Raw genomic sequence first — 12730 nt, forward strand, 5'->3', positions numbered from 1 at the left:
TGGGGCAGTGGTGGCGGGACTGCGGAGCTGGAAGAGCGCGACGAGGGGACGGCATGACGGTCGCGGGTGTCGGTGAGTTCGGGCTGATCGACCGGGTGACCGCCCGGTTGGCCCAGGGGGAGAGCTGCCTGCTCGGCCCCGGAGACGACGCGGCGGTGGTGGCGGCGCCGGACCGGCGGGTGGTCGCCTCCACCGACGTGCTGGTCGAGGGGCGGCACTTCCGCCGGGACTGGTCGGGGGCCCGGGACGTGGGGCACCGGGCCGCGGCGGCCAACCTGGCCGACATCGCGGCCATGGGGGCCACCCCGACCGCGCTGCTGGTCGCCCTCTGCATGCCGGCGGACCTCGACCCGGGCTGGGCCGAGGAGCTGGCCGACGGGCTGGGCGCCGAGGCGGCCCTGGTGGGCGCGAGCGTGGTGGGCGGGGACATGTCCGCCAGCCCGACGCTGACCGTCGCGGTGACCGCCCTGGGTGACCTGGCCGGCCGGCCGCCGGTGGTCCGCTCCGGCGCCCGCCCCGGCGACGTGGTGGCCCTCGCCGGGCGCACCGGCTGGGCGGCCGCCGGCTACACCGTGCTGTCCCGGGGGTTCCGCACGCCCCGGCTGCTCGTGGAGGCGTTCCGCCGCCCCGAGGTGCCCTACGCCGCCGGCCCGGAGGCCGCCGCGCACGGCGCCACCGCCATGATCGACGTGTCGGACGGGCTGCTCGCCGACCTGGGGCACGTGGCGAAGGCCAGCGGGGTGGCCGTCGACCTCACCCGGGAGGCGTTCGAGGTGCCCCGGCAGATGCGCGACGCGGCGCAGGCGCTCGGCGTCGACCCGTACTCGTGGATCCTGGCCGGGGGCGACGACCACGCGCTGGCGGCGACCTTCCCGGCGGAGGCGACGCTGCCGGCGGGCTGGCGGCCGGTCGGGCGGGTGATCGAGGGAACGGGGGTGACCGTCGACGGCACGCCGTACGCGGGCCCGGCCGGCTGGGACCACTTCCGCCGGGGGGAGTGATCTGCGTCCGATGCGGGTGATCGGGCCACCGGCGGGCCGGGGACCGGCCGTACGCTTGCATCCCGTGAGTGAGATCGAGATCCGGGCGCAGCGCTTCGACGCGCCCGAGTCGCAGGCGTTGATCCGGGCGGCCCTGGCCGACCTCGGCGCGCGGTACGGCGGCAACGGCGACGACACCCCGGTCGACGCGGCCGAGTTCGAGCCGCCGGCCGGCACCTTCCTGGTGGCCTACCTCGACGGGGAGCCGGTGGGCTGCGGCGGGTGGCGCAGCCACGGCGACGACACGGCCGAGCTGAAGCGGATGTACACGGCGCCGGCGGCCCGGGGCCGGGGCGTGGCCCGAGCGGTGCTCGCCGCCGTCGAGCGGTCCGCCCGGGACCACGGCCGCAAGCGGATCATCCTGGAGTGCGGCGACAAGCAGCCCGAGGCGATCGCCATGTACACCTCGGCCGGCTACGAGCGCATCCCGAACTTCGGCTTCTACCAGGACGCGCCCGGCTGCCTCTCGTACGGCCGCACGCTCTGACCCGCGCCGTCAGCCGGCGGTGATCCGGATCTCGCCGGCGGCCTTGCGGGCGGCGCTCTCCGCGTCGGTGGGGGTGGCGCCCCAGGCCAGCAGGTGCCCGCTGCGGTGCGCCGAGGAGAGCAGCTCCGGCACCTGGTCGCCGACCTTCGCCTCGATCTGCACGTCGAGCACACCGGGCACCCGCAGGGCGGCCCGGCGGCCGTCCACCGCGGTGACCCGGCCGGGTGCGGCGACCAGGAACTCCACGGCCGCCGCGCCGGTCGGCCGGGCCGGCAGCGTGGGCCGCTCGCCACGCAGCACCCGCAGGTACGCCTCGATGAAGTCGACCTCGTAGGCGATCGAGACCAGCGCGGTGATCATGTCGCCGGGCATCCGGGCGGCGCACTCGACCAGCGTCGGCACACCGTCGACCAGGATCCACTCGCTGTGCAGCATGCCGCTGCGGAAGCCGGCCGCCCCGGCGAGCCGGACCGCGGCGTCCCGCAGCGCCGCCTGCTCGGCCCCCGGCAGCGCGGACGGCACCGTGTGCCCGGTCTCCACCGGGTACCGGCCGCGGGCGACCCGCTTGTCCGTGACGTTCGCGAAGATCGTCTCGCCGTCGGCGACCAGCAGCTCGACGCTGTGTTCCGAGCCGACCAGCAGCTCCTCGACCAGGACCCCGGTGGGCAGACCGCGCTCGACGGCCTCGTCCGGCTCCGGCGGCGCCGCGCTGGCCGCCCACCGCCCGGCGATCTCCGCGGGATCGCTGACCAGCTGCACGCCCAGGCTGCCGGACCGGCGGGTGGGCTTGAGCACGCACCGGCCGCCGTGCGCCCGGGCGAACGCTTCGGCCCGCGCCGGGTCGTCGACCAGCTCGTACGCGGGGTTGGCCAGGCCGGTCGCGTCGGCCAGCAGCCGCATCCGGTGCTTGTCGGAGAAGACGTCGGCCGCGGGCACCCCGGCGCCGGGCAGGCCGAGCCGGTCGGCGAGCCGGGCGGCGGCGCCCACGGCGTACTCCAGGCCGGGCAGGACGAGCCGGGCGGCGGCGAGGCCGGGCTCGCGGTCGAGCAGGGCGTCGGCGTCGAAGCCGGTCTGGTACTCGGCCGGCACCAGCCGGGCGACCAGCGGCAGCCCGGCGACGAAACGGTCCAGGCCGCGGCGCCGGATCACGTCCGGCTCCTCGACCAGGACCACGCTGCCCGGCGGCAGCTCCTGGTCGAACCAGCGCAGCGAGCCGAACGACCCGCCGACCACCACCAGCTGCTCCCGCCCCAGGTCCAGCTCCACCGGTCGTTCCTCCCCACGCCTGGCACCGGAACGGACGGCCGGCGCAGCAGCACCCTAACCGGGCCGGGGCGGCCGGTCCTCGGACGGTCGGCGACCCGTCAGCGGGAGACCGGTGGGCACGACGAAAGCCGGCGGACCCGAGGGGTCCGCCGGCATCCGGCGAAACTGTGCAGGCGGTGCGGCCGCGTCAGGCGCGGGCGACCTTGCCGGCCTTGATGCACGAGGTGCAGACCTGCAGCTTCTTGGTGGTGCCGCCACCGGCCGGGGTGCGCACCGACTGGATGTTCGGGTTCCAGCGGCGGTTGGTCTTCTTCTTGGACCAGGGCACGTTGTGGCCGAAGCCCGGCCCCTTGCCACAGACGTCGCACACGCTAGCCACGGGATACTCCTGGGATTGAAACGTTCATGAGGTCGCCGCCAGGCGCAGCCCGGGCAACCTGGCCAGGTTACCCGATGACAGGCCCGGACGCCCAACCGGCCCGGTCGGGACCGGCCCAGCGTACCCGGGAGGCCGCCGGGCGGCGGCGGGCCCGTCCCCGGACCGTCCGGGACACGCCGGGCGGGCCCCGGCGGCTGTCGGTGCGCGCCAGTAGGCTTCCCGACGTGCTGGACACCCTCGACGCCGCCGCGGTGCGCCGCTGGTGCGCGAGCGGGCTGGCCGCCCTCCAGCGCCATCAGGGCGAGATCGACGAGCTCAACGTCTACCCGGTCCCCGACGGCGACACCGGCACCAACCTGGTGCTCACCCTCACGTCGGCCCAGCAGGCCCTCGCCATGGACCTGGAGACCCTCCCCGACGACGGGCACACCCCGCACGGGCACGCCCTGCGGCTGATGGCCCGGGGCGCGCTGCTCGGTGCCCGGGGCAACTCCGGGGTGATCCTCTCGCAGATCCTGCGCGGCTTCGCCGACGCGCTCGCGGCCGCCCCGGCGGTCCGTGGCCGGCAGCTCGCCGCCGCGCTGGCCGACGCCACCACGGCCGCCTACGCCGCGGTCGCCCACCCGGTCGAGGGCACGCTGCTCAGCGTGGTCGCCGCCGCCGCCCGCGCGGCCGAGCGGGCCGACTCCGACGACCTGCGCGCGGTGGCCCGGGCGGCGGCCGGCGAGGCGGCCCGCGCGCTGGCGCGTACCCCCGAGCAGTTGCCCGCGCTCGCCCGGGCCGGCGTGGTCGACGCCGGCGGGCGTGGCCTGTGCCTGCTGCTCGACGCGCTGGTCGAGGTGGTCACCGGGGAGAGCCCACGGCAGGCGGCGCCCGCGCCGCCGGCGGCCCGGGCGCCCGTCACCGCCGTCCGGGAGACCGGCTCCTCGGCGTACGCCTACGAGGTGCAGTACCTGCTCGACGCCACCGACGAGGCGGTGGCCCGGCTGCGCGGCGAGCTGGACGCCCTCGGCGACTCCCTGGTGATCGTCGGCGACGCCGGCACCTGGAACGTGCACGTGCACGTCAACGACGTCGGGGCGGCCGTCGAGGCCGGGGTGGTGGCCGGCCGGCCGCACCGGATCACGGTGACCCGGTTCGCCGACCAGGCGGCCCCGGCGCTGTCGCCCCCGGCAGCGCGACCCGACGGCCGGGCGGCCGTGGTGGTGGCCACCGGCGCCGGCATCGCCGAGCTGTTCGGCGCCGAGGGCGCCACCGTGGTGCCGGCCAACCCGTCGACCGGCGAGCTGCTCGACGCGATCCGGGCCACGCGCGCCGCCCGGGTGGTGGTGCTGCCCAACGACCCCAACACCCAGTCGGTGGCGAGCGCCGCCGCGCGGGAGGCGCACGGCCTCGGGGTGAAGGTGAGCGTGGTGCCCACCCGGTCCCCGGTGCAGGCCCTCGCCGCCCTCGCCGTGCGGGACCCGCAACGCCGCTTCGAGGACGACGTCATCGCCATGGCCGAGGCCGCCGGCGCCTGCCGCTACGCGGAGGTCTGCCACGCGAGCAAGGAGGCGCTCACCGTGGCCGGGCCGTGCCGGCCCGGCGACGTACTGGCGCTGGTCGAGGGGGAGGTGCACCTCATCGGCGCCGACCTCCTCGACACCTGCACCGCCGTGGTCGACCGGATGCTCGGCGGCGGCGGCGAGCTGGTCACCCTGCTCTGCGGGGCGGACGCCCCGGCCGGGCTGGCCGACCGGGTGCGCGAGCACGTCGAGCGGTCCTGGCCGTTCGTCGAGGTGCAGGCGTACGAGGGCGGCCAGCCGCACTATCCGCTCCTGGTGGGGGTCGAATGACGAGCGAACCGGCGACGGTGGACACGCCGCTCAAGAAGCTGGTCGGGGAGCGCACGGCCAAGGCCCTGGCGAGCCACCTCGACCTGCACACCGCCGGCGACCTGATCTACCACTTCCCCCGCCGCTACGACGAGCGCGGCGAGCACACCGACATCCGCTCGCTGGACGTGGGGGAGCAGGTCACCGTGCTGGCCCAGGTGCAGCGCACCGCGGTCCGGCCGATGCGGCAGCGCCGGGGCAACCTGCTGGAGGTCACCGTCGGCGACGACTCCGGCGGGGTGCTCACCCTCACCTTCTTCGGCAACCAGGCGTGGCGGGAGCGGGAGCTGCGTCCCGGCCGCTGGGGGCTGTTCGCCGGCAAGGTCACCGAGTTCCGGGGCAAGCGGCAGCTCAACGGCCCCGAATACGTGCTGCTCGGCGAGGGCGGCGACGGCGAGGCGGCGGCCAACGAGGAGGTCGAGGAGTTCGCCGGGGCGCTCATCCCGGTCTACCCGGCCGCCGCGGCCGTGCCGACCTGGGTGATCGCCCGCTGCGTGCGGGTGGTCCTGGACACCTTCACCCCGCCGGACGACCCGCTGCCGGCCACCGTGCGGGCCAGCCGCAACCTGGTCGGCATCGGCGCCGCGCTGCGCGAGATCCACCGGCCCACCAGCAAGGAGGAGCTGTACAAAGCACGCCGCCGGCTCAAGTGGGACGAGGCGTTCGCCGTGCAGCTCACCCTGGTGCAGCGCAAGCACCGGGCCGCCGCGTGGCCGGCGAAGGCCCGGCCGGCGAAGCCGGGCGGGCTGCTCGACGCGTTCGACGCCCGGCTGCCCTACGAGCTGACCTCCGGCCAGCAGGCCGTCGGCCGGGAGATCGCCGCCGACCTGGCCACCGCGCACCCGATGCACCGGCTGCTCCAGGGCGAGGTGGGCAGCGGCAAGACCGTGGTGGCGCTGCGGGCCATGCTCCAGGTGGTCGACGCCGGTGGGCAGGCCGCGCTGCTCGCCCCGACCGAGGTGCTCGCTGCCCAGCACCACCGGGGCATGCTCGACCTGCTCGGCCCGCTCGCGCAGGCGGGCGAGCTGGGCGCCGCCGACGACGCCACCCGGGTGGAGCTGGTCACCGGCTCGCTGGGCGCGGCCGCCCGGCGGCGGGCACTCGCCGAGGTGGCCGAGGGGCGCGCCGGCATCGTGCTCGGCACCCACGCCCTGCTCTACGAGGGCGTCGACTTCGACGACCTGGGCCTCGTCGTGGTCGACGAGCAGCACCGGTTCGGCGTGGAGCAGCGGGACGCGCTGCGGGCCAAGGCCGAGCAGCCGCCGCACGTGCTGGTCATGACGGCCACCCCGATCCCGCGCACGGTCGCCATGACCGTCTATGGCGATCTGGAGACCTCCACCCTGTCGCAGCTGCCGCAGGGCCGCTCGCCGATCGCCTCGCACGTGGTGCCGGCCGCCGAGAAGCCCGCCTTCCTCGACCGGGCCTGGCGCCGGCTGCGCGAGGAGGTCGCGAAGGGACACCAGGCGTACGTGGTCTGCCCGCGGATCGGCGAAGGTCCGGCCTCCGATGAGGAGGCACCGCGCGAGGACGACAACGGCCGGCGGCCCCCGCTCGCCGTGACCGAGGTGGCCCCGCTGCTGGCCGAGGGACCGCTGCACGGGCTGCGGATCGGTGTGCTGCACGGGCGGCTGCCGGCCGACGAGAAGGACGCCGTGATGCGCTCCTTCGCCGCCGGCGACCTGGACGTGCTGGTGGCCACCACGGTGGTCGAGGTGGGCGTCAACGTGCCCAACGCCACCGTCATGATCGTGCTGGACGCCGACCGGTTCGGCGTGTCCCAACTGCACCAGCTGCGTGGCCGGGTGGGCCGGGGCTCGGCCGCCGGCCTCTGCCTGCTCGTCACCGAGGCCATGGAGGGTTCCGCGGCCCGCGAACGGCTCGACGCGGTCGCCTCGACCACGGACGGGTTCAAGCTCGCCGAGCTCGACCTGGAGCAGCGCCGGGAGGGCGACGTGCTGGGCGCCACCCAGTCGGGCCGCCGGTCCCACCTGCGGCTGCTGTCGCTGCTGCGCGACACCGACCTCATCCGGGACGCCCGGGCCGAGGCGATCACCCTGGTCGAGGAGGACCCGGAACTGGCCCGGCACCCGGCGCTGGCCGCCTCGGTCGCGGCCCTGGTCGACGAGGAACGCGCCGAATACCTGGAGAAGGGCTGACCCCACCGGGTGGCCGTTCCGGCCTAGGCTCGGCCGATGCCGAAACCCTCTCTCGACCGCGGCGTGCTCCTGCTGGCCCAGGGCGACGAGATCCTGACGTCCCGGGTCACCGGTGCGGCCGACGCGGCCACCGCATCGCCCTGCACGCCCGCGACCCGGTTCCAGATCGCCTCGATCAGCAAGCAGATGGCCGCCGTCGCGGTGCTGCTCCTCGCCGAGCGGGGCGCGCTGCGCCTGGACGACCCGATCGGCCGCTGGCTGCCGGACCCGCCGGCGGCCTGGTCCGGGATAACCCCGCACCATCTGCTCACCCACACCTCGGGCCTGGGTCATTGGGAGGAGTACCCGATGATCGACCTGGCCGAGCCGGCCGAGCCCGACAAGCTGCTGGCGGTCTTCGCCGGCGTGCCGCCGCTGTTCGCCCCCGGCACCGGCTGGCACTACAGCAGCCCCGGCTACGTCCTGCTGGCCCGGGCCGTCGAGCGGGCGTCCGGCCGCCCGTACGCCGCGTTCCTCGCCGAGGAGGTCTTCGCGCCGCTCGGCATGACGGGCAGCTTCGCGGGCGGCGCCGCCGGGCGGGACGACGTGGCCACCGGGCACGAGGGCGGCCGGCCCGTGCCGTCCTGGGACCTGGACACGGTGAGCATGGGCGCCGGGGACGTCTGGTGCACCGGCGCCGACCTGCTCACCTGGCTGGACGTGCCCCGCCGGGGACGGCTGCTCGGGCCGGCGGCGGCGGCCGTGCTGACCGCCCCCCACGCGCCGACCGGCCGCCCCGGCGAGGCGTACGGCTACGGCTTCTTCGTCGGCCGGCTGGCCGGGGAACGGGCCGTCCACCACTCCGGGGACAACGGGGGCTACAAGGCGTTGGCGGCCTGGTTCCCCGACTCGGACCGCCGTCTCGTGGTGCTGACCAACCAGGCGGAGATCGACCCCGCGCTGCTGAAGGCGGAGCTGGAATGAGGGCGAGGGCGCGCCGGCCGGGTGGGCGGCGCGCCCTCTGCTCACGCGTACGTCAGGCGGTGAAGCGGATCCGCCGCCGCCGGGTCACCACGAAGAGCACCGCGCCGGCCGCCACCAGGGCACCCGCCGCGGCGGCCATGACGCCGGCCGCCGCGCCGGTGACCGGCAGGGCCGGCTCCCCGCCACCGCTGCCGCCGCAGTTCCCCTCGGGGGCGTAGACCGCCTGCATCTCCAGGTCGAGGTCGGGCAGGGCCACGGTGGCCTGGTCGTCCTTGCCGGCCTGGAAGGTCACCTTCTCGGTCCCGCCGGGCGCGACCGTCCGGGTCTCGGTGCGCCCGCCGTAGGTCAGCTCGGCCTTCACCGGCAGGCCACCCTTGGGGTTGGTCACGGTGAGGGTGAAGGTGTCGCAGTTCGCCTTGGTGGCCACCGTCGGCAGCGCGCAGTCCTTCGGGCGCTGCCAGGAGTAGGTGCCCTTGTCGACCACCTTCCCGTCGACCAGCACCTCGACGGCGCCGGCGTTGGCGGCCGGGACGACGGTGTCGGTGTTCGCCTTGCCCGGCTCGACGGTCACCTTCTTCGACCAGCCGTTCGCGCCGCGCACCTCGAACTCGACCGCGTAGCGGCTCAGGCTGCCGTCGTTGCTCAGGGCCACGGCGACCGTGCCGTCGCACTTCGAGGTGAAGAGGGTGGCGGGGTTGGCGCAGGTGCGGCTGCCGCCGTTGTACCAGCCCTGCGGGCCGTGCGACCGGTTGCCGGGTGCCCCCGGCGAGCCGAGCTTGAGGTTGCCGTACCGCTTGCCGTCCTCGGTCAGCGGGTCGATGACCTGGCTCGTGTCGCCCCAGATCAGGTCCACCTGGGTGTTGCAGTCGGGCAGGTCGACCTTCAGCTCGATGGAGGTCCTGGTGCCGCCGATCCAGTCGCTGTCCGGGGTGCCGTGGACGTACTGCGGGGTGGCGAACCGCGGGCGCGGCGCGAAGTAGGAGACGAGGGTGAACCACTGCTTGCCGTCGCCGCAGAGCGGCAGGTCGTCGTCGAGCTTGACCGTCGCGGTGCCCTTCGGGCCGTCGAAGGTGTGGCTGTAGGTGGCCTTGTCGAGGTCCACGCACTTGGGCGCCGGGGCGCAGGAGCGGTCGCCGGTCAGGTCGACGGTGCCGGTGTCGGTGTGTTCCTGGCCGTTGGCCTTCCACAGCGCGTAGATGGTCAGCGAGGCCGACCGGGTGTCGCCGGGCACGCGCTGGACCGCCTGGACGGAGCCGCCGTCGGGAACGACGGTGCCCTCCAGCGGGACGGGGGAGGCGCCCTCGACGGCGACGGTCACGTCGGTCTTCGGGTTCGGGGTGACCTGCTGGAGCGTGGCGGCCTTGTCCCGTTCGCTGTTCTCCACCGTCCAGGTGAGGACCCGCTCTCCGGTGAGCTGGTCACAGGCGGAGGTGGCCTTGATGGTGGTGTGGTGGGCGCTGGCGGGTGCGGAGACCGCCACTGCCCCGACGAGGCCGAGCAGGGCGGCGCCCAGCACGGCGAGCGGTCGCCGGGGCGACAGCCTGGTACGGATCACGGGTACTCCCGGATTGAGGGGGTTCGGGGTGGTTGCGCGGGGGCCGCGGGCGCGCGGGGGTTCCTGCGCCGGCGGCGTCCCGATGCCGATGCCGGCGAGGCGAGCCGACAACCGGGCAGACGCTAGCGAAATCGACACGGATGGCGTTACCGCTACCGATGGCTCGTAAAGGGTCTGTTATAGATTTGAGATCATTGATGTACCGCCGGTGACGGGCCGTCGCGCCGGGTGGTCCGCGCACCCCAGTTCGGGCATCGCGTAGCGTCGGGTCATGCGGAGCGAGCGACGGTGACCCGGATCGTGGGCGGGACGCTCGGCGGCCGGCGGATCGCCGCGCCGCCCGGCGCCGGCACCCGGCCGACCTCGGACCGGGTCCGGGAGGCGTTGTTCAGCGCGGTGCAGGCCGAGCTCGACCTCGACGGCGCCCGCGTCGCCGACCTCTACGCCGGCTCCGGCGCGGTCGGGCTGGAGGCACTGTCCCGGGGTGCCGCCCATGTGCTGCTGGTCGAGTCCGACCCCCGGGCCGCCCGGGTGATCCGCGAGAACGTCGCCGCGCTCCGGGCCGCTCCGGCCGCACGCCTGGTCACCGGCAAGGTGGCGACCGTGCTGGCCGCCGGCCCGGACGGTGGGCCGTACGACGTGGTCTTCGCCGATCCGCCCTACGCCGTACCCGACGGCGAGATCACCGCGATGCTGGCCGCGCTGGTCGGCGGTGGCTGGCTGGCCCCGGACGCCCTCGTGGTCGTCGAGCGTTCCAGCCGCACGGGCCCGGTCGAGTGGGTGGAGGGCGTCACTGGCGAGCGCAGCCGCCGCTATGGCGAGACCACCCTTTGGTACGGTCGCCGATCATGAGACGTGCGGTCTGTCCCGGCTCGTTCGACCCGGTCACCAACGGACACCTCGACATCATCGGCCGGGCGAGCCGGCTCTTCGACGAGGTGATCGTCGGCGTGCTGGTCAACCAGTCGAAGCAGGGGCTGTTCACGGTCGAGGAGCGCATCGACATGCTCCGCGAGGTGACCGGGTCCTACGAGAACGTGCGGGTCGAGTCGTTCCGCGGCCTGCTGGTCGACTTCTGCCGCGCCCAGCACGCGAGCGTGCTGATCAAGGGCCTGCGCGCGGTCAGCGACTTCGACTACGAGCTCCAGATGGCCCAGATGAACATCGGCCTGGCCGGGGTCGAGACCCTCTTCATGCCGACCAACCCGCTCTACTCGTTCCTCTCCTCCAGCCTGGTGAAGGACGTGGCCAAGTGGGGCGGCGACATCTCGGCACACGTCCCGGACGTGGTCCGCGATGAGTTGGTGGCCCGCCTGCGCCGCTAACCCCCCGGCCCTCGGTGATCTTGCACATGTGGCCCTTGCGATGCCCGGTATGGAGGGAATGTCGGGGCCGAAAGTGCAAGATCGGCACGCCGGGGGTGAGCGACGCGCCGGGTAGGGTGCAGCGGCACGGGGTCAGGGCGCGTTACATGATGATGTGACAGCGCTGAACCCGGGCGCAGGCCGCATCATGAAGGTCGGCCGACCAATGACAGGAGTGAGGTGCCGGTGGACCCGCTCGATCGCATCGACGAACTGATCGCCATGGTGGAGCAGGCCCGCTCCGTGCCGATGTCGCGCAACAACTGCATGGTCGACCGGGGCGAGATGATCGCCGCTCTGGACGAGCTGCGGGTGGAGCTTCCCGCCGACCTGCGCCGGGCCGCCGCGCTGCTGGAGGAGCGGGACAAGATCATGGAGGCCGGCAAGCGCGAGGCCGACCGGATCATCAGCGAGGGTGAGGCGGAACACGCCCGCCTGGTCTCGGTGAACGAGATCACCGTCTCCGCCGAGCACGAGGGCGCGCGGATCATCGCGGAGGCCCGGGCCGAGGCGCAGCGCCTGCGGGACGAGGTCGACGACTATGTCGACACCGCCCTGGCAAACTTCGAGCAGTTCCTGACCCGGGCGCTCGCCTCGATAGAGCGCGGCCGGGACAAGATGCACGCGCTGCGGGAGATCGGCACCTTCGCCGGCGACGAGGCGGACCGCCCGCTGCCCTTCTGAGCGACGCCGGCGGCGGTCGGCGGCCGCGCTACCCTTGCCAGCGGCACGCGGGCCGGTGGCCGACAGCCGGCAGTCGACGGGCCAGGGACGACGCCCCGGTTCGACGGTGCGCCGGTCGTCCAGGTAACCTTCTTTGTCGGCCTCTCACCCGGCCGGAGTCTGACTATGCCCAAACACACGCCAAGCACACTCGACCCCAGGTCGCCGCTGGTCCTCGACACGAGGGACCTGCCGCGTCGGCCTGGCGCGTTGCGTACGCTCCAGCGCGTCGTGCCGGCACCGGCGGACCTCGGCGTGGAGTTGATCACCGTACCGGAGGGTGCGGACCTCGACCTCGACCTGAGGTTGGAGTCGGTGTCCGAGGGTGTGCTCGTCTCCGGGACCGTCACCGGTCCCGTCAAGGGCGAGTGCGGGCGTTGCCTGCGCGAGATCGACGAATCGGTGGCCGTGACGATCCAGGAGCTGTACGCGTACGAGAACAGCACCACGGACGACACGACCGACGAGGACGAGGTGGGCCGGATGCAGGGCGATCTGATCGACCTGGAGCCGGCACTGCGGGATGCGGTGGTGCTCGCACTGCCGACCAACCCGCTCTGCCGGGAGGACTGCCCAGGCCTGTGCCCCGACTGCGGGGTGCACTGGGACGATCTGCCGGCCGACCACAGTCACCAGCAGGTCGACCCGCGTTGGGCGGGCCTGTCGCAACTGACCCGTACAGAGGAGTAAGAACCGTGGCCGTCCCCAAGCGCAAGATGTCGCGCAGCAACACCCGCGCCCGCCGGGCGAACTGGAAGGCTGCGGTTGTGGCGACCGTTGCCTGCCCGCAGTGCAAGTCGGCCAAGCTGCCGCACGCCGCCTGCTCCGTCTGCGGCACCTACAACGGCCGTCAGGTCCTCGAGGTCTGACCGGACGCCGAGTGACGTCCCCGACCACAGGTCGGGTCACGCACGCGCCAC

13 protein-coding genes are annotated in these 12730 nt (G+C 74.5%); 10 read left to right on the forward strand and 3 right to left on the reverse strand.

All coding sequences use genetic code 11. The features are described 5' to 3' along the window. Window positions 1-53 precede the first annotated feature (53 nt). Both GCE86_RS00860 and GCE86_RS00865 read left to right on the forward strand, forming a co-directional pair. Window positions 54-1001, forward strand: coding sequence for a thiamine-phosphate kinase (locus GCE86_RS00860; protein WP_154225130.1), 948 nt, complete (start codon window positions 54-56; stop codon window positions 999-1001). A gap of 64 nt (window positions 1002-1065) precedes the next feature. Further along, on the forward strand, window positions 1066-1527 hold the full coding sequence (locus GCE86_RS00865; protein ID WP_244317138.1) for a GNAT family N-acetyltransferase: 462 nt from the start codon (window positions 1066-1068) through the stop codon (window positions 1525-1527). A gap of 9 nt (window positions 1528-1536) precedes the next feature. Here the strand turns inward: GCE86_RS00865 and GCE86_RS00870 are convergent, their stop codons facing one another. Next, complete coding sequence (locus GCE86_RS00870) at window positions 1537-2793, reverse strand: ATP-grasp domain-containing protein (protein ID WP_154225132.1); 1257 nt, start codon at window positions 2791-2793, stop codon at window positions 1537-1539. Between the two features lie 187 nt (window positions 2794-2980). Then, window positions 2981-3172 carry a 50S ribosomal protein L28 gene (rpmB, locus tag GCE86_RS00875; protein WP_091064024.1) on the reverse strand — a complete coding sequence of 64 codons (192 nt, stop codon included), beginning with the start codon at window positions 3170-3172 and terminating at the stop codon, window positions 2981-2983. A 224-nt stretch (window positions 3173-3396) separates the two neighbouring features. Between rpmB and GCE86_RS00880 the strand changes: the two genes are divergently transcribed. Genes GCE86_RS00880 through GCE86_RS00890 form a run of 3 tightly spaced genes read left to right on the forward strand, consistent with a single transcriptional unit; the run spans window position 3397 to window position 8168 of the window. Then, the gene (locus GCE86_RS00880) at window positions 3397-5007 is read left to right on the forward strand and encodes a DAK2 domain-containing protein (protein WP_154225133.1); all 1611 of its coding nucleotides are present in this window, start codon (window positions 3397-3399) and stop codon (window positions 5005-5007) included. Then, window positions 5004-7205 carry an ATP-dependent DNA helicase RecG gene (gene recG / locus GCE86_RS00885; RefSeq protein WP_154225134.1) on the forward strand — a complete coding sequence of 734 codons (2202 nt, stop codon included), beginning with the start codon at window positions 5004-5006 and terminating at the stop codon, window positions 7203-7205. The genes GCE86_RS00880 and recG overlap by 4 nt, the downstream gene beginning before the upstream one ends. Before the next feature lie 36 nt (window positions 7206-7241). Further along, entirely contained in the window at window positions 7242-8168 is a 927-nt protein-coding gene (locus GCE86_RS00890; protein WP_154225135.1) for a serine hydrolase domain-containing protein, read from the forward strand. A 52-nt stretch (window positions 8169-8220) separates the two neighbouring features. On the opposite strand, the gene GCE86_RS00895 is transcribed toward GCE86_RS00890, so the two are convergent. Then, window positions 8221-9723, reverse strand: a complete 1503-nt coding sequence (locus tag GCE86_RS00895) for an LPXTG cell wall anchor domain-containing protein (protein ID WP_154225136.1) — start codon at window positions 9721-9723, stop codon at window positions 8221-8223. Window positions 9724-10011: 288 nt separating this feature from the next. On the opposite strand from GCE86_RS00895, the gene rsmD reads away from it, so the two are divergent. From rsmD to rpmF, 5 genes are all read left to right on the forward strand, one after another. Continuing rightward, window positions 10012-10575, forward strand: coding sequence for a 16S rRNA (guanine(966)-N(2))-methyltransferase RsmD (gene rsmD, locus GCE86_RS00900; protein ID WP_154225137.1), 564 nt, complete (start codon window positions 10012-10014; stop codon window positions 10573-10575). Beyond that, the gene (gene coaD, locus GCE86_RS00905; protein ID WP_154225138.1) at window positions 10572-11048 is read left to right on the forward strand and encodes a pantetheine-phosphate adenylyltransferase; all 477 of its coding nucleotides are present in this window, start codon (window positions 10572-10574) and stop codon (window positions 11046-11048) included. Before rsmD ends, coaD begins: the two co-directional genes overlap by 4 nt. 225 nt (window positions 11049-11273) lie before the next feature. Continuing rightward, a complete protein-coding gene (locus GCE86_RS00910) occupies window positions 11274-11771 on the forward strand; it encodes an SPFH domain-containing protein (RefSeq protein WP_091269033.1) in 498 nt (165 codons plus the stop codon). A 165-nt stretch (window positions 11772-11936) separates the two neighbouring features. After that, entirely contained in the window at window positions 11937-12500 is a 564-nt protein-coding gene (locus GCE86_RS00915) for a YceD family protein (RefSeq protein ID WP_154225139.1), read from the forward strand. 5 nt (window positions 12501-12505) lie between these two features. Beyond that, window positions 12506-12679, forward strand: coding sequence for a 50S ribosomal protein L32 (gene rpmF / locus GCE86_RS00920; RefSeq protein ID WP_091096818.1), 174 nt, complete (start codon window positions 12506-12508; stop codon window positions 12677-12679). The last annotated feature ends 51 nt before the right edge of the window (window positions 12680-12730 follow it).

It is taken from the genome of Micromonospora terminaliae, from assembly GCF_009671205.1.
GTDB lineage: Bacteria > Actinomycetota > Actinomycetes > Mycobacteriales > Micromonosporaceae > Micromonospora > Micromonospora terminaliae.